Here is a 23,063-nt window from a genome sequence, read left to right as displayed (position 1 = left end):
TGCGGCGTTTTTTATTGGGGCTGCTTTGCAGCCCAGCGCGGGGCAAGCCCGCTCACCACAGAAGGCGACTGCACCACAAAAAACTCAAGCAAACACAAAATACTTACGTACCGTCTCGACCACTTCCCACGTTCCCTTCATCCCTGGCTCCACCACAAAGATATCCCCAGCCCGCAAGTGAATCGGTTCCATCCCCTCAGGCGTGATCACGCAGTAGCCTTCCTGGAAATGGCAGTATTCCCATTTCACATATTCGACATACCACTTGCCCGGCGTGCAGATCCAGGTGCCCATGATCTTGCTGCCGTCTTCGCTGGTGTAGGCGTTGAGGTTGACGGTGTGCGGGTCGCCTTCGAGCTTTTCCCATTTGCAGGCATCCAGGACCGGCAGGGGGTGGGTGTCGCGCAGTACGGTGATGGGCTTGGACATGATGACTCCGAGGCAGGGAATGGAAAGATGCACCCTAAGGCCTGGGACGTTGCGCCAGTGGTCTGAACTCGACATCGGGATGCCCAGAAGCGCAGGTGAACACGACTCCTCAAGCCATGTGCAGTCAATGTGGGAGGGGGCTTGCCCCCGATGGCGCCGGGTCAGCCGACACTTTTGAGCGTGAATCAGTGATTTCCTCGCAGTAAGTGCGAAAGAAGTCACTCACGGCGCACGAATTCGCAAGAAAATTCACGTCTGGCCCTCGTATCATTCACCCCAGTAACCGCCGAGAGCCTTCAAATGACCTCAATAAAAACGTGGTGGGATATCAGTCCGCCCTTGAGCACGGCAACCCCGACCTGGCCGGGCGATACGCCGTTCCAGGAAGAGCGTGTGTGGCAGTTCGGCCCGGAGTGCCCGGTGAATGTCGGACGCATCACCCTGTCGCCGCACACCGGCGCCCATGTGGATGCGCCGCTGCATTACAGCGCCGACGGAGCGCCGATTGGCGAGGTGTCGCTGGAGGTGTACATGGGCCCGTGCCGGGTGCTGCATTGCCTGGACAGCGGTGCGCTGGTCCAGCCCCATCAGTTGCAAGGGCGTGTGGATAACCTGCCGGAGCGCGTGCTGCTGCGTACTTATCCACAAGCACCGCTGACCGAATGGGATTCGAACTTCACCGCCATCGCCCCGCAGACCATTGAACTGCTGGCCGGCCTGGGTGTGCGCCTGATCGGTATCGACACGCCCTCCCTGGACCCGCAACAGTCCAAGACCATGGATGCCCACAACGCCGTGGCGCGGCATGGCATGGCGATCCTTGAAGGCATCGTGCTCGACGACGTACCGGAGGGCGACTACGAACTGATCGCCCTGCCGCTGCGTTTCGCCAACCTGGACGCCAGCCCGGTCCGTGCCATTCTCCGCCCGCTCAAGGAGCCCACGCGATGAGCCAATGTCCTTTCTCTGCCGACTACCAGCCACCGGAAGAATGGCATAACGCCGAACTGAATTTTTCCGAGTCCATGAGCTACGGCGACTACCTGGACCTGGGCAAAGTGCTCAGCGCCCAGCACCCGCTGTCGCCGGACCACAACGAAATGCTCTTCATCATCCAGCACCAGACCTCCGAGCTGTGGATGAAGCTGATGCTCCACGAACTCAAGGCCGCCCGCGAACACGTGCGCCTGGGCGAGTTGCCGCCGGCATTCAAGATGCTGGCGCGGGTGTCGCGGATCTTCGATCAACTGGTGCACGCCTGGGCTGTGCTGGCGACCATGACGCCGTCGGAATACAAGGCGATTCGCCCGTTCCTGGGGCAGTCCTCCGGGTTCCAGTCGTTCCAGTACCGCGAGATCGAATTTATCCTCGGCAACAAGAGCCCCGCGCTGTTGCGCCCCCACGCCCATCGGCCTGAGTTGTTGCAGGCGTTGCAGGTGGCGATTGCCACGCCGTCGCTGTATGACGAGGCGATCAACCTGATGGTCAAGGCGGGGCTGGCGATTGACCCCAAGCGTGCCGAGCGCGATCCGACGGCGGCGACCGTTCACGATGAGTCGGTGGAGGCGGCGTGGCGCGAGGTGTATCGCGATCCGAGCCGGTATTGGGACTTGTATCAGTTGGCCGAGAAGTTTATCGACCTGGAGGATTCGTTCCGCCAATGGCGCTTCCGGCATGTGACCACAGTGGAGCGGATTATCGGCTTCCAGCCCGGCACCGGCGGCACCGAGGGCGTGGGTTACCTGCGCAAGATGCTCGACACCGTGCTGTTCCCCGAGCTGTGGCGAGTGCGCTCCACGCTGTAAACAAAAAGCCCCGGATCACCGGGGCTTTTCATTTGCAATGCAATCAAATGCGGGAGGCGGCGACCGCTTTCGTCTTGCTCATTCGCAACCGGTAGGCCACATAGATAACCCCCACCCAAACCGGCATCGCATACACTGACTCGCGAATCCCCGGGATCGCCAGCATCACGCTGATGATCATCAGCATGAACGCCAGGCACAGGTAGTTGCTGAACGGGAACCAGAAGGTCTTGAACGACGGTGTTACCCCTTGCTCACCCATAGCTTTGCGGAACTTGATGTGGGTGATGCTGATCAGCGCCCAGTTGATCATCAGCGAGGCAACCACCAGCGCGAACAGCAGCTCCAGGGCACTTTGCGGTGCCACGTAGTTGACCACCACGCACAGCATCGTCACCAGCGCCGAGATCGCCAGGGCTCGCAGCGGTACGCCTTGCTTGTTGAGCTTCATCAGCGCTTTCGGCGCATCGCCTTGCTCGGCCAGGCCGAACAGCATGCGGCTGTTGCAGTACACGCCGCTGTTGTACACCGACAGCGCCGCGGTCAGCACCACGAAGTTGAGGATGTGGGCGGCGGTGTCGTTGCCGATCAGCGAGAAGATCTGCACAAACGGGCTGCCGCTGTAGGCATCGCCTGACGCGCCGAGGGTTTGCAGCAGTTGATCCCATGGGTACAGCGACAGCAGTACGGTCAATGCGCCGACGTAGAAAATCAGGATCCGGTACACCACCTGGTTGATCGCCTTGGGGATCACCTTGCGGGGCTCACTGGCCTCGGCAGCGGTGATACCCACCAGCTCCAGGCCGCCGAACGAGAACATGATGAAGGCCATGGACATCAACAGCCCCATGCCGCCATTCGGGAAGAATCCGCCGTGGCTCCACAGGTTGCTGACCGACGCTTGCGGGCCGCCGGTGCCGCTGAACAGCAGGTAACAGCCGAGCACGATCATGCCGACAATCGCCACCACCTTGATGATCGCGAACCAGAACTCCGCTTCACCGAAGAACTTCACGTTCAGGGTGTTGATCAGGTTCACCGCGACAAAGAACACCAGGGCGCTGACCCAGGTCGGGATCTGCGGCCACCAGAACTGGATGTACTTGCCCACCGCAGTCAGCTCGGCCATGCCCACCAGCACGTAGAGCACCCAGTAGTTCCAGCCGGCCAGGAAGCCCGCGTAACCGCCCCAGTATTTGTGCGCGAAGTGGCTGAACGAGCCGGCCACCGGTTCTTCGACGATCATCTCGCCGAGCTGGCGCATGATCAGGAACGCGATGAAACCGGCGATCGCGTAGCCCAGGATCATCGACGGCCCTGCCGACTTGAGTACCCCGGCCGAACCGAGGAACAGCCCCGTGCCTATCGCCCCGCCCAAGGCGATCAACTGAATATGCCGGTTCTTAAGGCCACGCTTGAGGCCTGCCGGGTTAACCATGTCATCCGCCATTAACGTTCCCTTCTACTTGTTTTTCTCGGGGTAGAACCCCTCAGAAGTGCTGAGGAGTCAGATATTACTCTGCGTAAACTTTTCGTAATACAGCTGAACGCCATCAAGTGCCTGATCCGCCAGCCATTGTTGGATGGATTCGACCATTGGCGGAGGGCCGCACACGTACATATCCGCCAATCCGTCGCGCAATTCGGCCAGGTCGAAATGCTCGGTGAGGTAGCCGCGCTTGCCGGCCCAGTCGGGGGCGGCATCGCTGAGGACTTCGGTGTAGCGAAAACCCGGCAGTTTCGCCGCATAGGCCGCGATGCGTGGGGCTTCGCATAAGTCCTCGGCGCCGCGTACGCCATAGTAGAGATGCACCGGCTGGTTGCAGCCGGTGGCGGCCAGTTGATCGAGCATGCCCAGCAGCGCCGACAGCCCGGTGCCGCCGGCGACCAGCACCAGCGGTTGGGTCACATGGCGCAGGTAGAACGCACCCAGCGGTGCTTCCATCCGCAGTTCATCGCCGACTTGGCAGCGCTCACGCAGGTAGTTGCTCATCACCCCATCGGGCAGCAAGCGGATCAGGAACTGCAATTGATTGCCCGCCAGGTTGGCGAAGGAGTAGGAACGCCAATGGCCTGTGCCCGGTACCGCAAGGCGCGCATATTGGCCCGGTAGAAAATCCAGCGGCGCATCCAACTGCACCTTCAGGATCGCCGTGCTGGTCGACACCTGTTGCACCTCGCTGACCGTCCCGCGCACTTGCACCGGCCCCGGCGCATTGCACAGGCTCGAATCAAAGTCGAAGTAGAACGCCGCGTCGGACTTCACCCGCGTCTGGCAACTGAGCATCTTGCGCTGTTGCAGGTCGAGCCTAGAGAGGGCTTCCTCGTCCACATAGTCCTGGGTGTAGTCACCCGACTCGCACCGCCCCTGGCAGGTGCCGCACACGCCTTCGCGGCAGTCCAGGGGGATCTTGATGCCATTGCGCAGCGCCGCATCCAACAGGATTTCATTTGCGCCCACCGGGAAAAACAGGGTCTTGCCGTCGGCAAAACTGAAGGCCACTTTGTGATTCATGTGTTGTTCTCTGCATATTTATGACGTACATACGGCCTGTTGTGGTGAGCGGGCTTGCCCCGCGCTGGGCTGCGAAGCAGCCCCATGAGAGTCGCCGCATTTTTCCCGCCAAACCGCAGTGCTTGCACCAAGGGCCGCTGCGCGACCCAGCGCGGGGCAAGCCCGTTCACCACAAAAAGCCCGCTCACCACAACAACAAGGGTGCTTTAGAGGTGATAGAAATCCAGCACCGAATTGATGGTGTCGTTAAGCAGCAGCGCATGCTTGCGAGTGATCAGCCAACTGTCGCCATGGGGCTTGAGGCGATAGGTGGCATGCCCGTAGAACTGCTCCGATGTGGCCAGCCGATAGAACAGCGTGTGCCAGTTCAACCGGACCTCCAGCGTGCCGTCCGCCTGCTCGGCGATGCGTACGTTGTTGATCAGGTGCAAGGTGCGCGGCATCGGTGTAGCGGACGCCGCCTTGCCGGTGCGCAGGCGGAACACGCGGTCTTCCAGGCCCGAACGGTTGGCGTAGTAGATCAGCGACATCTCGCGCTTGGGGTCGCGGGTGTAGACGTGCTCCGAGTCCCATTGCGGCAGGTGGAATTCGCTCTGGGGGTCGAACAACTGCACGTAGGCGTCCCAGTCCTGGGCGTCGCACAGCTCGGACTTAAGGTAGAAAAACTGCTCGATCCGATACTGCAATGGCGCATTCATCATTCCACCTCCCGCAGTGTCAGCGCGTGTTGGTCCAGGCCCTTGAGCAGGAACTGCTGCCAGTTGCGGTGCTGGTTGACGTACAGGCCTTCATGGGTGAATTCGGTGCCGGTCATGGCCGGCGAGATGCCGATGGCTTCGCTGTTCGGCGTTGGCCCGGTTTCCCAGCGATGGCTGCCGCGTGAAATATCGCTCCAGCGTTCCAGGCGGCCCTGGAAACCACGCTGGGCTTCGCGGAACTCCACCAGGTCGTCCGGTGTGCCCATGCCCGAGACGTTGAAGAAGTCTTCGAACTGGCGAATACGGTTTTCACGGTCGGCGTCGGATTCGCCTTTCACCCCCAGGCACTGGCTGATGATCTCGGTCTTGTTCCACGCCACCGGACGAATGATGCGCAGCTGCGAGCTGATCTGGTCGAGGAAGAACAGGCTCGGGTAGATATTCAGGTTACGCAGGCGGTGCATCATCCACTTGGCCTTCTGCTGGCCATGCTCTTGTACCAGGCGCGGCATGATGGTGGCGTAGCCGGAGCGCACGCTGGGGTTGGGCATGTCGCTGAACAGCACGCTGTGGCCATTGTTGAAGGCGAACCAGCCGTCATCGGTGTTGGCGTCGCCGGCGCCGAGCTTGCTGTAGTCCAGGGTGCTGGCGGACCCGCTGCCGCTCTCGGTATTCACCTGCTGGCGATGCTGCACCGTGGCCACATAGTTGTAGTGCACGGTGCTGACGTGATACCCGTCCAGGCCGTTTTCGTTTTGCAGTTTCCAGTTGCCGTCGTAGGTGTAGGCCGACTTGCCCGGCAGCACCTCCAACTCACCAGTGGCGGACTGCGCGACCATCATGTCGAAGAACACTTTGGCGTCGCCGAGGAAGTCTTCCAGGCTGTCACGGCCATTCACATCCAGGCTGATGAAGACAAAACCCTTGTAGCTCTCGATGCGGGCCTTTTTCAGGCCGCGCGTTGCCTTGTCGAAACTTTCCGGATATTCCCCCGGCGCCTTGACCTTCACCAGCCTGCCATCGCTCTTGTAGCACCAGGCGTGGAACGGACAGGTGAAGGTGGACTGGTTGCCTTTGCCGACCCGGGTCAGGGTGGTGCCGCGATGCTGGCAGGCGTTGACCAGCGCATTGAGCCGGCCCTCGCCATCACGGGTAATGATCATCGGCTGGCGCCCGGCGCGCATCGTCACGAAGTCATGATGATTGGCCAGTTCGCTTTCATGGCAGGCGTAGATCCAGTTCTTCTCGAAGATCAACTCCATCTCAAGATCAAACAGCTCCGGCTCGGTGAACATGTCGCGGGCGATGCGGAATACGGAGTCTGCCGGGCGAAAATCCAGGCAGCTCTCGATAAAGCTTTTCCATTGCTCGACGCTTCTTGCACCACTCATGGGAGGCACCTTTTGATAATGGCTGAACAGGTGAGCCATTAAGAGGCTGCGGCAAGGTGGCGGGCTATCCGCTTAATGGGGGAAGGTGGGCCGCAAAGTTGGGCAGCAAATACCCACGGTGGTGCAGGGCGGTGACGCGACGCGCTACCGTCTGGCGAGGCAAGGGGCGTCAACACCTGCGGTTTATCCACATAGTGGACGGTTGCTATCCACCCGGTTGCAATCGGGCCGGCGTGGCGTAGAACTTGCTGTGGAGCCACAACGACGCGCCGCCAGAGCGCGCAACCGCCTGACCGCCGTGGGTGCACACTGATGAATAGTCCTACACGCGATATCCATGTCCAACGCTTCGACCTCGAAGGCGCCCGCAGCTGGATGTCCGGCATTTGCGGGCCGCACCGCCTGGCGACGAGCACGCCCGAGCGCCTGCGCTTTCATCACAGTGCCAACGTGTTCAAGTCCCGGGCCACCACCCTGGGCGTGATCGAATACGGCACCGACGTGACCATCGATATCGAAGACGCCGAGCACTTCAGCAGCTACAGCCTCACGCTGCCGTTGGTGGGTGAGCAGGAGCTGAGCAAGAACGGCCAACGCCTGAGTTCCAACCGTGATCAGGGCGTGATCATTGCGCCCAATGAACACCAGGTGCTGGCCATATCCGGTGACTGCCGCAAGTTGCAGGTGGTGATCACGCGGGCGGCGATGAGCGAGTCGCTGGAGGGCTTGCTGCAACGGCCGGTTGACGCGCCACTGCAATTTGAACCGGTGATGGATGCGGTGGAGGGGGCGTCGGCGTCGTGGTGGCGCATGGCGCGCTACTTCATCGCCGAACTGGAGTGCCGTAGCGAATTGTATGAACAGGCGGCGTTCACCCGTGACCTGGAAAGCTCATTGATCAAGGGCCTGATCCTCGCCCAACCGAACAACTACTCGGAAGAACTGCGCGCCGTACTGGGGGTGAAACTGCCCCATTACCTGATCCGTGCGCGCCAATACATTCACGCCAACGCCCGCGAGGCGCTGCACCTGGAAGACCTGGAAGCCGCTGCCGGGGTGTCGCGGTTCAAGCTGTTCGATGCGTTTCGCAAGTACTTTGCCCTGTCACCCATGGCCTACCTGAAGAAGCACCGGCTGAGTGCGGTGCGCCAGGAAATCCTCGAGCACGGATCGATCCGCACCATCTCCGAGATCGCCTTCGGCTGGGGCTTTACCCACCTGGGGCGGTTCTCGGCGGAGTATCGAAAACTGTTCGATGAATCCCCCAGCCAGACGCTGCAACGCATGCGTATGCGCAGTACTTGAACCTGATGAAGATCAACCTGTGGGAGGGGCGGTACCTGGGCGATTTCAGATCAGTTCTTCAACCAACTGCAGGCAATGACTAAGCCCCGGCGACTGATCATTCACCCGTCGGCTGAGAATGATCGGCGAGGTCGCCGTCGCTTCCACAACCGGCGTGTAGCCGATATCCGCGCGATGCAGCACCTGCACCGACGCCGGCACCAGTGTCACGCCCATGCCCGCACCGACCAGGCCGATGGCGGTCTGCAGTTCGTTGGTCCACTGCGCCACCTTGAGGCTCAGGCCGTGGGCGTCGAACAGTGCAATCACATGGTCGGCATAGCTGGGGCGCGGGTTACCGGGGTAGAGCACAAACGGCTCGGCGGCCAGTTGGGCGAGGGTCGCGGGTGCATCGAGCAATGGGTGGCCGGCGGGCAGCACGGCGACCAACCGATCCTCCACCAGCACGCGCTGGACGATGGCCGGGTCGTCGATACGAATGCGCCCGAAGCCCACGTCGATACGTCCGGCCTTGAGCGCCTCGACCTGCTGCAAGGTGGTCATCTCCGACAGCCCCAACTCCAGTTCCAACGCCTCATGGCTGCGCAACCGCCGGATCAATTCCGGCAGCACGCCATACAAGGTCGACGGCGCAAAGCCGATGCCCAGCCAGGTCTTCTCGCCCTGGCCGATGCGGCGGGTGTTGTCGCAGACCTTGGCCAATTGTTCGAGCAACACATTGGCGTGCTCATAGAAAAACCGCCCGGCCTCGGTCAGCCGCAGCGGTCGGCCACGCTCCAGCAGAATCACGCCCAATTCCTCTTCCAATTGTTGGATCTGCCGGCTCAACGGTGGCTGGGCGATGTGCAGGCGTTCGGCCGCGCGGGTGAAGTTGAGGGTCTGCCCCAACACCTGGAAGTAGCGCAGATGACGCAGTTCCATAACGGCTCCTTTCATACCTTAAGGGTATTGCTCGAGACTAATTCTATATTGGAAGCCAGGAAAAATGCGGCACAGAATCGACGTAAATCTATAAAGAACCCAGCGGGTATTGCCATGCCGATTTGCGCCATCGAGTCGATCGAGACCATTATCGTCGACCTTCCCACCCTTCGCCCGCACAAGCTGGCGATGCACACCCTGCAAAACCAGACGTTGGTAATCATCCGCGTGCGCTGCGCCGACGGCATCGAAGGCATCGGTGAATCCACCACCATCGGCGGCCTGAGCTACGGCAACGAGAGCCCCGAGAGCATCAAGGTCAACATCGACCGTCACTTCGCCCCACTGCTGATCGGCCAGGACGCCAGCAATATCAACGCGGCCATGTTGCGCCTGGAACGCAGCATTCGCGGCAACACCTTTGCCAAATCCGGTATCGAAAGCGCCTTGCTCGACGCCCTTGGCAAGCGCCTGAACCTGCCGGTCAGCGAACTGCTCGGTGGGCGTGTGCGCGATGCACTGCCGGTGGCCTGGACCCTCGCCAGCGGCAATACCGCCCAGGACATTGCCGAGGCCGAAAAGATGCTCGACCTGCGCCGCCACCGCATCTTCAAATTGAAGATCGGTGCCGGTGAAGTTGGCGAGGACCTGGCCCATGTCATCGCGATCAAACAGGCCCTGGGCGAGCGTGCCAGCGTGCGCGTCGACGTCAACCAGGCCTGGGACGAAGCCGTGGCCCTGCGTGCGTGCAAGGTGCTCGGCGACCACGGCGTCGACCTGATCGAACAGCCGATCTCGCGTAACAACCGTGGCGGCATGGCCCGGCTCAACCTGTCGAGCCCGGCGCCGATCATGGCCGACGAATCCATCGAGTGTGTGGAAGATGCCTTCAACCTGGCCCGTGAAGGCGCGGCCTCGGTGTTCGCCCTGAAGATCGCCAAGAACGGCGGCCCCCGCGCGGTATTGCGCACCGCCGCGATTGCCGAGGCCGCTGGTATCGGCCTGTACGGCGGCACCATGCTGGAAGGGGGGATCGGCACCCTGGCGTCGGCGCATGCCTTCCTCACGCTGAACAAACTGGCGTGGGGCACCGAGTTGTTCGGCCCGCTGTTGCTGACCGAAGACATTCTTGCCGAGCCGCCGCTGTACCGCGATTTCCAGCTGCATGTCTCCCACATGCCGGGCCTGGGCCTGGCCATCGATGAGGAGCGCCTGGCGTTCTTCCGTCGTGACAAACACTAAGAGGCGCCGCCCATGTTGTTCCACGTAAAAATGACCGTGAACCTGCCCGTCGACATGCACCCCGAGCGCGCCGCCAGCCTCAAGGCTGACGAAAAGGCCTTTGCCCAGCGTCTGCAGCACCAGGGCAAATGGCGCCACTTATGGCGCATCGCCGGGCTCTACGCCAACTACAGCGTGTTCGACGTCGACAGCGTGCAAGAACTGCATGACCTGCTGATGCAACTGCCGCTTTACCCCTACATGGCCATCGAAGTGAATGCCTTGTGCCGGCACCCTTCGTCGATCCATGAAGACGACCGCTAGGCCGGTTTTCACCCTGATAACTACAAGATGAGGAACGCACCATGTCCATCCGACTGTCCCAGACTGCCCAGGCCCAACGGTTTCTCGAAGAAGCCAGCGGCAACCTCACTGACGGCGGCAACCCGCGCACCAAGGCGCTGATCTACCGGATCCTGCGCGATACGGTAAACATCATCGAAGACCTGGACGTGACCCCGGAAGAGTTCTGGAAGGCGGTCAACTACCTCAACGAACTGGGCAAGCACCAGGAGGCCGGACTGCTCGCCGCCGGGCTCGGCCTGGAGCATTACCTGGATATGCTGATGGACGCCGCCGACGAGGAAGCCGGCAAGTCCGGTGGTACCCCGCGCACCATCGAAGGTCCGCTGTATGTGGCCGGCGCGCCGCTGTCGAAGTACGAGGCGCGGCTGGACGATGGCAAGGACGACGCTGTGCCGCTGTTTATGCGCGGGCAGGTGCGCGACACCGACGGCAAGCCGTTGGCGGGGGCGATTGTCGATGTGTGGCAGGCCAATACCGGCGGTACGTATTCGTGGTTCGACCCGACGCAATCCGAATTCAACCTGCGCCGCCGTATCGAGACCGACGCCCAGGGCAACTACCGCTTTCGCAGCATCGTGCCGTCGGGCTACGGCTGCCCGCCGACCGGGCCGACCCAGCAGTTGCTCGATCAACTGGGGCGTCACGGGCAGCGCCCGGCGCATATCCACTTCTTCATCTCGGCGCCGGGGTATCGGCACTTGACCACCCAGATCAACCTGTCGGATGACCCGTACCTGCACGATGATTTTGCCTACGCGACGCGGGATGAGTTGATTGCCGAGATTCGCTTCAGTGACGATCAGCAACTGGCGCGGGAGTTTGGCGTGGAGGGGCGGTTTGCGCAGATTGATTTTGACTTTGAGTTGCAAACCGCCGCAGCGCCGGTAGAGCAAAAACGTATGCAGCGGGTTCGCGCGTTGGAGGATTGATCAACACGGTCAAAAATGTGGGAGGGGGCAAGTCGAATCGTCGCACCGCCCCTCCCACATTTGATCGGTGTCGTGGCTGACTATTTGCGAACGACCAGATCAAGCACCTCATCCCGATCCTTGATCTTCTGCAGCACAATCTCCGAGCGGATATCCATCACCCCCGCCGTGCGGTTCAGGTGGTTCACGATAAAGTCCGAAAAGTGCTTGAGGTTGCGTGCCTGCACCCGCAGCACATAGTTGCTGGCGCCGGTGATCACGTAGGCGCTGGCCACTTCCGGCCAGCCTTGCACCTTCTTGATAAACGTCTCATGCCAATCCTCCACATCCTGGCGCAATGACAGGTGGACGATGGCCTCCAGTTCAATCCCCAACTGCTCGGCATTTAACACTGCACGGTAGCCGCTGATAATCCCTTCGCTCTCCAGCAGGCGTAGACGACGCAGGCAGGCAGAGGGCGACAACGCGACTTTTTCCGCCAGTTCCTGGTTGCTGATACGGCCATCCTGTTGCAGGAAATGCAGGAGGCGCAGGTCGGTGGCGTCAAGGATCATGGTTAGAATAAATCCGCGTATTTAGGGGTTAAATTCGAATTACCTACAGCTTAATTAGCCTGTTACCCACCACTTTGCACGAAAATTCTCTAAATCTTCGTTCATTATTTGCTGCATCCTCACTGACAAAAACCAGGACAACCCATGACCCCTCGCAGCCATTGCCAAGCCCTCGACACCCAGGACCCGCTGGCGCCGCTACGTCAGCAGTTCGCCTTGCCGCAGGACGTTATCTACTTGGACGGCAACTCCCTCGGTGCGCGTCCGGTGGCGGCGTTGGCGCGGGCGCAGGCGGTCATCGCGCAAGAGTGGGGCAATGGCTTGATCCGCAGTTGGAACAGCGCCGGCTGGGCCGACTTGTCCCAGCGCCTGGGCAACCGCCTGGCGCCGCTGATCGGTGCGCGGGACGGTGAGGTGGTGATCACCGACACTACCTCGATCAACCTGTTCAAGGTGCTCAGCGCCGCCTTGAGCGTGCAGCGCCAACGTGAGCCGGCGCGCAAGGTGATCGTCAGCGAAGCGAGCAACTTCCCCACCGATTTGTACATCGCCCAGGGCCTCGCCGAGTTGCTGCAACAGGGCTATTCCCTGCGCCTGGTCAACAGCCCGGATGAACTGCCCAGGGCCATCGACGGCGACGTGGCGGTGGTGATGCTCACCCACGTCAACTACAAGACCGGCTACATGTACGACATGCAGGCGCTCACCGCCTTGAGCCATGAATGCGGCGCGCTGAGCATCTGGGACCTGGCGCATTCGGCGGGCGCAGTGCCCATCGACCTGCACGGGGCCGGTGCTGACTATGCGATTGGCTGCACTTACAAATACCTCAACGGCGGCCCCGGCTCCCAGGCGTTCGTGTGGGTCAACCCGGCGTTGGTAGACCTGGTGCACCAGCCGCTGTCGGGCTGGTTCGGGCATACCCGGCAGTTCGCCATGGAATCCAGCTATGCGCCGAGCGCCGGCATCGCCCGCTACCTGTGCGGCACCCAGCCGATCACGTCGCTGGCGATGGTGGAATGCGGCCTGGAGATTTTCGAACAGACCGACATGGCCCGCCTGCGCAGCAAATCCCTGGCGCTGACCGACCTGTTTATCGAGTTGGTCGAAAGCCGCTGCGCCGCCCACAACCTTGTGCTGATCACTCCCCGTGAACACGCTCGGCGTGGCAGCCATGTGAGCTTCGAACACCCGGAGGGATATGCGGTGATCCAGGCCCTGATCGCACGTGGCGTGATCGGTGATTACCGCGAGCCGCGCATCATGCGTTTTGGGTTTACGCCGCTGTACACGAGTTTTACCGAGGTGTGGGATGCGGTGGAAATCCTCGGTGAGATTCTCGACAACGGCACCTGGGACCAGCCGCAATTCAAGGTCCGCCACAGCGTCACCTGAAGATAATGCAGATCAAAATGTGGGAGGGGCGGTGCGACGATTCGACTTGCCCCCTCCAACAGGGGATTTGCGTCAATATCCAAATAGTGCAACCACAATAATAAAGGGGCACACCACGTGAGCACACCCGACAACGGCTTTGCCGAGATCACCCACCGCGAACTGGGCCTGAGGCGCCAGCTCACTTCCGGCCAGATGAGCATGATCGCCATCGGTGGCGCCATCGGCACCGGGCTGTTCATGGGCAGCGCCTATGCCATCGGCTACGCCGGGCCCAGCGTGCTGGTGAGCTACGCGATCGGCGCGTTGATCACCTTGCTGCTGATGGGCTACCTGGCCGAGATGACGGTGGCCCATTCCACCTCGGGCTCTTTCGGCGCCTATGCCGAGTTCTACATCAGCCCGCTGGCCGGGTTCCTGGTGCGTTATGCCTACTGGGCGGCGATTGTGCTGGCGGTGGGGGCCGAGGTCACGGCGGTGGCGATGTACATGAAGTACTGGTTCGCCCACGTGCCGGAATGGGTGTGGATCGTGTCGTTTTCCAGCGTGCTGATCCTGCTCAACGCCATCAGCGTCAAGACTTTCGGCAACTTCGAATACTGGTTTTCGACGATCAAGATCAGCGCCATCGTCGGCTTCATCATCCTCGCGGTGTACGTGGTATTCGGCTCCGGCAACCCGCAATACGGGGTGCAGAACTACACGGCCCACGACGGGTTTTTCCCCCATGGCTTGAGCGGCATGTGGATCGCCGTGATCGTGTCGATCTTCAGCTACCTGAGCGTCGAGATGATTGCCGTGGCTGCCGGTGAGGCGGCGGACCCGGAGCAGGCCGTGAAGAAAGCCTTTCGCGCGACCATCGTGCGGCTGGTGGTGTTTTACCTGCTGACCCTGGCGCTGATGCTCGCCATCGTGCCATGGAACCAGGCCGGCCAGGCCCAGAGCCCGTTCGTCACGGTGATGCAGACCATCGGCATTCCCGGCGCCACCGGGGTGATGAATTTCGTGATCCTGATTGCGGCCTTGTCGGCGATGAACAGCCAGCTCTACATCACCACGCGCATGATGTTCAGCCTGTCCCGCGCCGGCTTTGCGCCCAGGTCCATGGGGGCGTTGAGCAAGAGCGGCATTCCGCTGAATGCCTTGCTGTTGTCCAGCTCGGGCATCGCCCTGGCGACGCTGTTGAACCTGGTGTACCCGGAAAGTTCGTTCACCCTGATGATGGCGATCTCGATGTTTGGCGCGATCTTCACCTGGTTCATGATCTTCCTCACGCACCTGTTCTTCCGGCGCTATCGCAAGCGTCATGGCGGCGCGAAGCTGTCGTTCCAGTTGCGCCTGTTTCCCTACAGCACGTTATTGGGGCTGATGCTGATGGGCGCGGTGATGATCACCACGTACTTCACCGAAGCGTTCAAGATGACCCTGGTGTTTGGCGTGCCGTTCCTGCTGATTCTGTCCGCGGTGTATTACGGGTTTTTCCGCAAGGGCAGGGCCAAGGCATCGAACAAGGCCTTGGCGTAACCCGGCAATTGTTCGAACGAACGCGCGCATAACAGCAACGTGCGGCAAGCCCACTCTTCCTGCAACGGCTGGGCGATGAAGCGGCGCGGCGCTGGCCAGCGCGCCAGCGCCGCCTGGGGCACGATGCCCAGGCCGGCGCCGCGGGCCACCATGCGAATCAGCCCGTCAAAACCCTCGGCGCGGATGCGCGTCTGCACACGAAAGCCCGCGTGCAGTGCCTGTTCTTCCAGATACACCGCGAGGGCGCTGGCGGCGGCCAGACCCACGTAGTCGTATTGCAGGCTGTCGACAAAGCTCACCGTGCCGCCCGCCAGGGGATGGTCGTGCGGCATGATCAGCGCCAGCGGGTCGTCGCGAAAGGGCAAAGTCTGCAAGCCATGGGTGTCCACGGCGTCGGAGATGATCCCCAGCTCCGCCGTGCCCTGGCGCAAGGCCTGGGTGATGCGCAGGCTGGGCAATTCCTGCAGGTCGATATCGAGGTTGGGGTGTTCGCGCAGAAAGTCCGCGAGCAGTTCCGGCAGGTATTCGCTGAGCGCAGTGGTGTTGCACAGCAGGCGCACCTGGCCTTTGACGCCCTTGGCATATTCCGCCAGGTCCTGCTGCAGGTGCTCGGCCTGTTGCAACAACAGGCGGGCGTGACGGGCCAGGGCCTTGCCTGCCGGTGTGGGGGTGACGCCGCGACGTCCACGCTGGAGAAACTCGATGCCCAACGACGCCTCCATCGCCCGGATGCGGGCACTGGCGGCGGCCAGGGATAAATGGCTGCGGGCCGCGCCGGCGGTGATGTTGCCGGTGTCGAGGGTGTGCAGGTAGAGGCGCAGGTCGATCAGGTCAAAGTGCATGGCTGATGGCTCGAGGGAGTAGACGGGCCTCAGGCTCACGCAAAACAAGAGGCTGCCTCAGTATATGGCGAATTTTAGAGCGCATCGAAAAGTCGCACACTCTGCCCATGAATACCTTCCTCGCGTTTTACCAGAACCTCGGCCCCGCCCTTACCTTGCTGGTGATCGGCACCTTCCTGCTGGCCGGTACGGTCAAGGGTATCATCGGCCTGGGCCTGCCCACTGTCGCCATGGGCATGCTCGGCCTGGCTATGTTACCGGCGCAGGCTGCGGCATTACTGATCATCCCTTCGACCGTCACCAACCTGTGGCAATTGGCATTCGGCGGGCACCTGAGTGCGTTGCTCCGGCGGCTGTGGCCGATGTTGCTGCTGATTTTCCTCGGCACTGGGCTGGGCACGGTGTGGCTGGGGATGGACGGCGGGCAATGGGTGGTGCGCGCACTGGGCGCGGCGTTGCTGGCGTATGCACTGAGCGGACTGTTCCTGCCCACGTTCAAGGTGAAGGCCCGGACCGAGCGTTGGCTGGGCCCGGTGTGTGGGCTGATCACCGGCCTCATCACCTCGGCCACCGGTGTGTTTGTGATTCCTGCCGTACCGTACCTGCAGGCACTGGGTTTGAATCGCGATCAACTGGTGCAGGCGTTGGGGTTGTCGTTCACGGTATCGACCCTGGCCCTGGCCGCCGGTCTAGCCTGGCGCGGCACCTTGGGCGCTGGCGCAATCAATGCCTCGTTGCTGGCCTTGGTGCCGGCGCTGCTGGGCATGTGGCTGGGCCAGGTGGTGCGCCAGCGCATCAGTGCGGTGCTGTTCAAGCGGGTATTTTTTATCGGCATGGCACTGCTGGGCGGGCATTTGCTGATCAGCGGTTAACAATTAGTGATCCATTCGTGCCTTGTGGTCAAAGGTATTTTGCCCGGTGCCGGCTTATTCCGAAGGGCCGAGGTGGATAGGCTGCGTCCAGACATTTTCAACCTTCTGGATGCTTCCCATGAAAAAAGTACTCTTGCTCAACGGCGGTAAAAAGTTCGCCCACTCCGATGGCCGCTACAACACCACCCTGCATGACACCGCCTTGGCGGTATTGGACCGAGGCGGTATCGACGTCAAGGTCACCCATATCGACGAAGGCTACGACGTGGCTGAAGAGGTCGCCAAATTCCTCTGGGCAGACGTGATCATCTACCAGATGCCCGGCTGGTGGATGGGCGCGCCGTGGATCGTCAAGAAGTACATCGACGAAGTCTTCACCGAGGGCCACGGCAGCCTGTACGCCAGCGATGGCCGCACCCGTTCCGACGCCTCGCAGAAATACGGCAGCGGTGGCCTGGTCCAGGGCAAGCACTACATGCTGTCACTGACCTGGAATGCACCGCAGCAAGCCTTCGACGATCCGACCGATTTCTTCGAAGCCAAGGGCGTGGATGCGGTGTACTTCCCGTTCCACAAAGCCAACGAGTTCCTCGGCATGACCGGCCTGCCGACCTTCCTGTGCGTGGACGTGATGAAACGCCCGGCCATCGAGGTGGATGTGGCGCGCTACGAACAGCATCTGGCGCGGGTGTTCAACCTCTCGGTGTAAGCTGCGGTACACCGATAACGAGGACCGCCCGTGAAAGCCCGATCCGATGAGCTACAGATCTTCGTCAGCGTGATTGAGTGCGGCTCGATTTCCGCCGCCGCGGAGCAGGTCGGGCAGACGCCATCGGCGGTCAGTCGCACCCTGTCGCGCCTGGAAGCCAAGCTTGAGACCACGCTGATCAACCGCACCACGCGGCGCATGGACCTGACCGAGGAGGGCAAGTACTTCTTCGAGCATGCCAAGCTCATCCTGGCGCAGATGGACGAGCTGGAAGAGCGCCTGTCGTCACGTCAGAAGAACCCCGCCGGGCGCCTGCGCATCAATGCCGCCGTGCCGTTCATGCTGCATGGGATCGTGCCCTACATCGCTGAATTCCGCCGTTTGTACCCGCAGATCCAGCTGGAGTTGAACAGCGATGACCTGATCATCGACCTGCTGGAACAGAGCACCGATATTGCGATTCGCATCGGTGCCCTGGCCGACTCAACCCTGCATGCACGATCCCTGGGCTGTACGCCGCTGCATATCCTCGCCAGCCCTCATTACCTCAAACAGTACGGCACGCCGACGACGGTCGCCGAGTTGGCTGACCACACCCTGCTGGGCTTTACCCAGACCGAAACCCTCAACCACTGGCCGCTGCGTCATGTGGAGGGTGACCGCTGGCTGATCGAGCCCAGCGTGGCCGCGTCCAGTGGTGAAACCCTGCGCCAGTTGGCGTTGGAAGGGCAGGGCATTTGTTGCCTGTCGAACTTCATGACCGTCGAAGACATCAATGCCGGGCGCCTGGTGCCGGTGCTGGAGGCGTTCAACAGCGGGTATCGCCAACCGATCCACGCGGTGTTCTACCGCAACTCGCAATTGGCGCTGCGCATCCAGTGCTTCCTGGACTTTATCCAGGCCAAGCTGGCGCGGTATGCCTGCTGATTCGTGACCCTCACGCAAGAGTGAATTGGGCGGTGCGGGCTTATTCGTCAGGGATGAGTCCGTAACAATGGACCCATCACTTACCCCGTCAGGAGCACTCTCCATGCACGTATTCATTACCGGCGCAGCCGGTTTTATCGGCGGTTCCATCGCCACCGGCCTGGTCAAGGCCGGTCACACGGTCACCGGCCTGGTACGTAGCGCCGAGCAAGCGGCTGAAATGACCGCCCTGGGCATCAACCCGGTGATCGGCACCCTCGACGATGCTGCTGTGTTGACCGAGCAAGCGCACAAAGCCGATGCAGTGATCAATGCCGCGAGCAGCGACCATCGTGCTGCGGTGGAAACCCTGCTGGCCGCACTGAAAGGTTCGGACAAGCCATTCCTGCACACCAGCGGTTCGAGCATCGTGGGGGATGCGTCGGGCGGTAAGTCCAGCGATGTCATCTATTTCGAAGACAGCCTGCCGGAACCGACCGTCGACAAGGCTGCCCGCGTGGCCATCGACAACCTGATCCTGGCGGCCGCAAAAGACGGCGTGAACTCAGCGGTGATCTGCAACACGCTGATCTACGGCCACAGTCTCGGTGTGAAGCGCGACAGCGTGCAACTGCCGCGCTTGCTCAAGCAGGCACGCAAGAGCGGTGTGGTGCGCCATGTCGGCACCGGGCAGAACATCTGGTCCAACGTGCACATTGAAGACGTGGTGGCGCTGTACCTGCTGGCACTGACCCGCAACGTGCCGGGTACGTTCTACTTTGTGGAAAGCGGCGAGGCCTCGTTTATCGACATGACCACGGCGATTGCCCAAGCCCTGAACCTGGGCCGGCCGCAGGATTGGCCGTTGGCCGAGGCTGAGGCCGAGTGGGGCTATGAAATGGCCAACTATGGCCTGGGCTCCAACAGCCGCGTGCGCGGCAGGCATGCCCGCGAGTTGCTGGGTTGGGCGCCGAAGCGTACGTCCGTAGTCGAGTGGATTCGCCACGAGATGGTTTAACAGAGGTGGGACACGGAGGGTATGCAGCTTAAGCGGTCGCCATTGGGCGGCCGTTTGTGTTTATGGACTGAATGAACGTGTACATGGATTGCGTGAAAGGCTTCCAGCCTAGAGAATGCAAGGATTCTGTTATCAGGCTTATGCCCGCCTGCGGTTTTTGGCGATGAAAGACTTGGAGTCTCGAATGATAAAAACCATAGTGATTAAAGGCTTCAAGTCTATTCCAGAGTTGACGCTAGAGTTAGGACGAGTTAATTGCTTTATCGGCGCCAACGGTGTCGGTAAAAGTAATATCTTGGAGGCCATTGGTGTTTTGGGCGCAGCAGCAAACGGCGTAGTTGATTCGGAGTCTCTTCTGCGACGTGGCGTCAGACCTGGTTTGCCGAGACTTTACAAAACGTCGTTCACCGGCGGAAGAACGCCGCCAGAAATTCGATTGAGTGCCATAGGTGCTCAAAGTGAGGAATATAGAACTTCAATTTTGAACCCTATTGATAAGCCTGAGCCGGCTTGGGAGTTCAAGACAGAGTATCTACGAGATTCGAATACTGAGATTCTGACTGCCGGTGTCAGAAGTTTGAAAAATTTGAAACCTACTGCTGGATTGGCGGCACTTAAGTTGGTGGATCTTTCACCGGATAACCCGGCTGCCAAATTGATGCAGCAGTTGCAGGACTACGCGATTTATAGCCCGAATACACCCACCCTACGGGCAATGGTGGCTGACCCGCAAACGCGTTCACCGCTGGGGTTGTCGGGCGGGCGGCTGGCTGACGCATTTGCTGAACTCAAGAGTGCTTTGGACGCTGATCCGCAATTGATGGACTCCGTACTGGAGTTAATCGACTGGGTTGTCGATATCGACGCCGTATCAACGGCAAATTCTTTATTGTCACCCTCGGTATCCCGTACTGGCCAAAGCGTTCTAAAGCTTACTGATCGATATATGAAAAGTGGGCGCAACTCTCTCACGGCATACGACGCCAGTGAGGGCGCTTTGTACGTATTGTTCAGTGCAATTCTATGTTTATCTCCTGCCGCGCCGATGGTGCTTGCGATTGACAATCTGGACCAAGCCTTGAACCCGCGTCTTGCCATGCGGCTGACTGAAAAACTGTCTTATTGGTTGAAGAAAAACGATGCCCGCAGACAGCTACTGTTTACAACTCATAACCCTGCCGTACTTGATGGACTTGACCTTTCGGATGATGAAATTCGTTTATTTGCGGTTGATCGCAATAGTGAAGGCCATACCAGTGTTATTCGGATAGAGCCAACCGAAAAGCTACTGAAAATGAACAAAGAATATCCGCTGTCCCGGCTATGGATGATGGGGCACCTAGGGGCGCTGCCCAATGTCTGACTTGCGCATCGCGTTGATCGCCGAAGGAAAAACCGACCTGGTGGTGGTGGAGGCTGCTCTTAAGGCGATTTTATTAGAGCCGTTTGTTCTCAAACTGATACAACCAGAAGCATCTTCACGTGAACTGGGTGAGGGCTGGGGTGGTGTTGCCAAGTGGTGTCATCAAAGTGTCGAGCGCGGTGAGGGCGTATTGCATGATGATCCAACGCTTTTTTTGTATGACTTTTACATCATTCATTTGGACGCTGATGTGGCTGGCATGACGTATGCGCATGCCAGGCTTGAAGAGCTTGCTCAGCAACACAGTTGGGGCGCGTTGCCGTGTCAGATGCCGTGTCCTGTTGCACAGGATTCGGTTACCGCTTTGCGTACCGTCCTGCTGTCCTGGCTAGGCAATCCTGTTCCCACAAGCAAGACAGTGATTTGTATTCCCTCCAAGGCTATTGAGTCTTGGTTGGCGGCCGCCATCCTCCCGGCGACTGCAACTGCGCTTACAGATATCGAATGCAATTTTAATATGAAAACGGTATTGGCTCAGTTGCCCAAGGCGTCCCGGATCAACAAGCGAGCTGACTACATATTGAGAGCCCCTTTAGTCCAGAGTAGATGGAAGCGGGTATGTCAGCTTTGCACCCAGGCCGATGTCTTTGATCAGGATGTCAGAGCTGTGTAGTCTTCGTCGGCTGTTAAGATTCCCGCGATTTTCACACCCTTCAAAAAAGGCGATCAGTCAGGATCGCGTTTGTCATCATTGATGGCTGAAGTTTTTACTGACTTATACTTTTTGGTACCTCATGAACCTCACTCGTCTGCGCGCCGATGCCCTGGCCGGCCTCACCACGTCCTTTGCGCTGCTGCCCGAATGCATCGCCTTTGCCCTGGTGGCTCACCTCAACCCGCTGATGGGGCTGTACGGCGCCTTTATCATCTGCACCCTCACGGCGTTGTTCGGCGGCCGGCCCGGCATGGTGTCCGGGGCGGCAGGCTCGATGGCGGTGGTGATCGTCGCGCTGGTGGTGCAGCACGGCGTGGAATACCTGCTGGCTACGGTACTGCTGGGCGGGCTGATCATGGTCGCGTTCGGCCTGTTGCGCCTGGGCAAGCTGGTGCGCATGGTGCCGCACCCGGTGATGCTGGGGTTCGTCAACGGCCTGGCGATCATCATTGCCCTGGCCCAGTTGGAACATTTCAAGAACGGTGAACGCTGGCTCAGCGGTACGCCGTTGTACGTGATGACGGGCCTGGTGCTGGTGACCATGGCCATCGTCTACCTGCTGCCGCGCATCACCCGTGCGGTGCCGCCGGCCCTGGTGGCGATCCTTGGCGTGGGCCTGGCCGTGTACCTGCTCGGCCTGCCGACCCGTACCCTCGGCGACATGGCCCACATCGCCGGCGGCCTGCCGAGCTTCGCGCTGCCGCAGATCCCCTGGACCCTGGAAACCCTCGGCATCATCGCCCCCTATGCGTTCCTGATGGCCATGGTCGGCCTGCTGGAAACCCTGCTGACCCTGAACCTCACCGACGAAATCACCGAGACCCGTGGCTACCCCGACCGCGAAAGCGTGGCCCTGGGCGCGGCGAATATGCTCTCGGGCCTGTTCGGCGGGATGGGCGGTTGCGCGATGATCGGGCAAACCGTGATCAACCTCAGCTCTGGCGGGCGTGGACGTTTCTCCGGGGTGTTCGCCGGGGTGATGATCCTGCTGTTTATTTTGTTTCTGTCACCGCTGATCGAGCGGATCCCGCTGGCGGCGCTGGTGGGGGTGATGTTCGTGGTGTCCCAGCAGACCTTCGCCTGGGCGTCCCTGCGGGTGATCAACAAGGTGCCGCTCAATGATGTGCTGGTGATTATCGCGGTAACAGTGATCACGGTGTTCACCGACCTGGCCACCGCCGTGCTGTGCGGCATCGTGATCGCAGCACTGAACTTTGCCTGGCAACAGGCCCGTGAGCTGTACGCCGATGAGCATCTGGAAGCGGATGGCAGCAGGCTCTATCGCCTGCACGGTACGCTGTTCTTTGCCTCGACGACGCCGTTCCTGAACCAGTTCGACCCGGCCAACGACCCCGCCCAGGTGACGCTGGATTGTCGTCACCTGAGCTTTGTCGACTACTCGGCGATTGCCGCACTGATGACCCTGCGCGAGCGCTACAGCAAGGCCGGCAAGCATTTGCGCGTGCTGCATTTGTCCGAACGCTGCAAGAAGCTGCTCAAGCGTGCCAAGGTTCACCACGACTGATCACATACCCCTGTAGGAGCGAGCTTGCTCGCGAAAAACCAGAGAGCGCCGCGGGCATCC

The 23,063-nt window shown here is 60.6% G+C and carries 23 protein-coding genes; 15 read left to right on the top strand and 8 right to left on the bottom strand.

Annotated elements, in window-relative coordinates; translation table 11 throughout:
* Nucleotides 1-84 precede the first annotated feature (84 nt).
* Nucleotides 85-429, bottom strand: a complete 345-nt coding sequence (locus BLW22_RS24700; protein ID WP_003230905.1) for a cupin domain-containing protein — start codon at nt 427-429, stop codon at nt 85-87.
* 300 nt (nt 430-729) lie between these two features.
* On the opposite strand from BLW22_RS24700, the gene kynB reads away from it, so the two are divergent.
* Nucleotides 730-1,380: an arylformamidase gene (kynB, locus tag BLW22_RS24695; RefSeq protein ID WP_065925947.1), complete on the top strand. Its 651-nt coding sequence runs from the start codon at nt 730-732 to the stop codon at nt 1,378-1,380.
* Nucleotides 1,377-2,234: a tryptophan 2,3-dioxygenase gene (gene kynA / locus BLW22_RS24690; RefSeq protein WP_027607676.1), complete on the top strand. Its 858-nt coding sequence runs from the start codon at nt 1,377-1,379 to the stop codon at nt 2,232-2,234. Before kynB ends, kynA begins: the two co-directional genes overlap by 4 nt.
* 43 nt (nt 2,235-2,277) lie before the next feature.
* On the opposite strand, the gene BLW22_RS24685 is transcribed toward kynA, so the two are convergent.
* The 4 genes from BLW22_RS24685 to antA form a co-directional block, all read right to left on the bottom strand.
* Nucleotides 2,278-3,684, bottom strand: coding sequence for an amino acid permease (locus BLW22_RS24685; protein ID WP_065925948.1), 1,407 nt, complete (start codon nt 3,682-3,684; stop codon nt 2,278-2,280).
* Between the two features lie 57 nt (nt 3,685-3,741).
* On the bottom strand, nt 3,742-4,749 hold the full coding sequence (antC, locus tag BLW22_RS24680; protein WP_065925949.1) for an anthranilate 1,2-dioxygenase electron transfer component AntC: 1,008 nt from the start codon (nt 4,747-4,749) through the stop codon (nt 3,742-3,744).
* A 206-nt stretch (nt 4,750-4,955) separates the two neighbouring features.
* On the bottom strand, nt 4,956-5,447 hold the full coding sequence (gene antB / locus BLW22_RS24675; RefSeq protein WP_065925950.1) for an anthranilate 1,2-dioxygenase small subunit: 492 nt from the start codon (nt 5,445-5,447) through the stop codon (nt 4,956-4,958).
* A complete protein-coding gene (gene antA / locus BLW22_RS24670) occupies nt 5,447-6,838 on the bottom strand; it encodes an anthranilate 1,2-dioxygenase large subunit (protein WP_074847616.1) in 1,392 nt (463 codons plus the stop codon). The genes antB and antA overlap by 1 nt, the downstream gene beginning before the upstream one ends.
* A 312-nt stretch (nt 6,839-7,150) precedes the next feature.
* Between antA and BLW22_RS24665 the strand changes: the two genes are divergently transcribed.
* On the top strand, nt 7,151-8,143 hold the full coding sequence (locus BLW22_RS24665; protein WP_074847615.1) for an AraC family transcriptional regulator: 993 nt from the start codon (nt 7,151-7,153) through the stop codon (nt 8,141-8,143).
* 45 nt (nt 8,144-8,188) lie between these two features.
* Here the strand turns inward: BLW22_RS24665 and BLW22_RS24660 are convergent, their stop codons facing one another.
* On the bottom strand, nt 8,189-9,064 hold the full coding sequence (locus tag BLW22_RS24660; RefSeq protein WP_065925953.1) for a LysR family transcriptional regulator: 876 nt from the start codon (nt 9,062-9,064) through the stop codon (nt 8,189-8,191).
* A gap of 114 nt (nt 9,065-9,178) precedes the next feature.
* Here BLW22_RS24660 and BLW22_RS24655 point away from each other — a divergent pair, with 114 nt between their 5' ends.
* From BLW22_RS24655 to catA, 3 genes are read left to right on the top strand one after another with little or no spacing between them, the layout of a single operon-like run.
* Nucleotides 9,179-10,306, top strand: a complete 1,128-nt coding sequence (locus tag BLW22_RS24655) for a muconate cycloisomerase family protein (protein WP_074847614.1) — start codon at nt 9,179-9,181, stop codon at nt 10,304-10,306.
* A gap of 12 nt (nt 10,307-10,318) precedes the next feature.
* Nucleotides 10,319-10,609, top strand: coding sequence for a muconolactone Delta-isomerase (catC, locus tag BLW22_RS24650; protein WP_027607668.1), 291 nt, complete (start codon nt 10,319-10,321; stop codon nt 10,607-10,609).
* A gap of 41 nt (nt 10,610-10,650) precedes the next feature.
* Nucleotides 10,651-11,580 (top strand): catechol 1,2-dioxygenase, encoded by a 930-nt coding sequence (gene catA, locus BLW22_RS24645; protein WP_065925955.1) that lies wholly within the window; start codon nt 10,651-10,653, stop codon nt 11,578-11,580.
* An 80-nt stretch (nt 11,581-11,660) separates the two neighbouring features.
* On the opposite strand, the gene BLW22_RS24640 is transcribed toward catA, so the two are convergent.
* A complete protein-coding gene (locus tag BLW22_RS24640) occupies nt 11,661-12,134 on the bottom strand; it encodes an Lrp/AsnC family transcriptional regulator (protein ID WP_003176072.1) in 474 nt (157 codons plus the stop codon).
* A 144-nt stretch (nt 12,135-12,278) separates the two neighbouring features.
* Between BLW22_RS24640 and kynU the strand changes: the two genes are divergently transcribed.
* Together kynU and BLW22_RS24630 are read left to right on the top strand one after the other, a co-directional pair.
* The gene (gene kynU, locus BLW22_RS24635; protein WP_074847613.1) at nt 12,279-13,529 is read left to right on the top strand and encodes a kynureninase; all 1,251 of its coding nucleotides are present in this window, start codon (nt 12,279-12,281) and stop codon (nt 13,527-13,529) included.
* Nucleotides 13,530-13,646: 117 nt separating this feature from the next.
* Nucleotides 13,647-15,053, top strand: coding sequence for an amino acid permease (locus BLW22_RS24630; RefSeq protein WP_074847612.1), 1,407 nt, complete (start codon nt 13,647-13,649; stop codon nt 15,051-15,053).
* Here BLW22_RS24630 and BLW22_RS24625 read toward each other — a convergent pair.
* Nucleotides 14,999-15,895 carry a LysR substrate-binding domain-containing protein gene (locus tag BLW22_RS24625; RefSeq protein WP_074847611.1) on the bottom strand — a complete coding sequence of 299 codons (897 nt, stop codon included), beginning with the start codon at nt 15,893-15,895 and terminating at the stop codon, nt 14,999-15,001. The two genes, BLW22_RS24630 and BLW22_RS24625, sit on opposite strands and share 55 nt — an antisense overlap.
* A gap of 107 nt (nt 15,896-16,002) precedes the next feature.
* On the opposite strand from BLW22_RS24625, the gene BLW22_RS24620 reads away from it, so the two are divergent.
* The 7 genes from BLW22_RS24620 to BLW22_RS24590 all read left to right on the top strand — a co-directional run bounded on the left by BLW22_RS24620 (nt 16,003) and on the right by BLW22_RS24590 (nt 23,003).
* Nucleotides 16,003-16,767 (top strand): sulfite exporter TauE/SafE family protein, encoded by a 765-nt coding sequence (locus BLW22_RS24620; protein ID WP_074847610.1) that lies wholly within the window; start codon nt 16,003-16,005, stop codon nt 16,765-16,767.
* A gap of 118 nt (nt 16,768-16,885) precedes the next feature.
* Nucleotides 16,886-17,476, top strand: coding sequence for an NADPH:quinone oxidoreductase MdaB (locus tag BLW22_RS24615; protein WP_065925960.1), 591 nt, complete (start codon nt 16,886-16,888; stop codon nt 17,474-17,476).
* 30 nt (nt 17,477-17,506) lie between these two features.
* Nucleotides 17,507-18,403, top strand: coding sequence for a LysR family transcriptional regulator (locus tag BLW22_RS24610; RefSeq protein WP_074847609.1), 897 nt, complete (start codon nt 17,507-17,509; stop codon nt 18,401-18,403).
* A 103-nt stretch (nt 18,404-18,506) separates the two neighbouring features.
* A complete protein-coding gene (locus BLW22_RS24605; RefSeq protein ID WP_065947219.1) occupies nt 18,507-19,400 on the top strand; it encodes an NAD-dependent epimerase/dehydratase family protein in 894 nt (297 codons plus the stop codon).
* A 184-nt stretch (nt 19,401-19,584) separates the two neighbouring features.
* Nucleotides 19,585-20,763 carry an AAA family ATPase gene (locus BLW22_RS24600; protein WP_074848241.1) on the top strand — a complete coding sequence of 393 codons (1,179 nt, stop codon included), beginning with the start codon at nt 19,585-19,587 and terminating at the stop codon, nt 20,761-20,763.
* Nucleotides 20,756-21,436, top strand: a complete 681-nt coding sequence (locus BLW22_RS24595; RefSeq protein ID WP_065947218.1) for a hypothetical protein — start codon at nt 20,756-20,758, stop codon at nt 21,434-21,436. The genes BLW22_RS24600 and BLW22_RS24595 overlap by 8 nt, the downstream gene beginning before the upstream one ends.
* 121 nt (nt 21,437-21,557) lie before the next feature.
* Nucleotides 21,558-23,003: a SulP family inorganic anion transporter gene (locus BLW22_RS24590; protein ID WP_074847608.1), complete on the top strand. Its 1,446-nt coding sequence runs from the start codon at nt 21,558-21,560 to the stop codon at nt 23,001-23,003.
* Nucleotides 23,004-23,063: the final 60 nt, after the last annotated feature.

Source organism: Pseudomonas marginalis (genome assembly GCF_900105325.1).
Taxonomy (GTDB): Bacteria; Pseudomonadota; Gammaproteobacteria; order Pseudomonadales; family Pseudomonadaceae; genus Aquipseudomonas; species Aquipseudomonas marginalis.
Note: the sequence above shows the minus strand (reverse complement) of the source record. Positions and strands in the feature narration are given on the sequence as shown.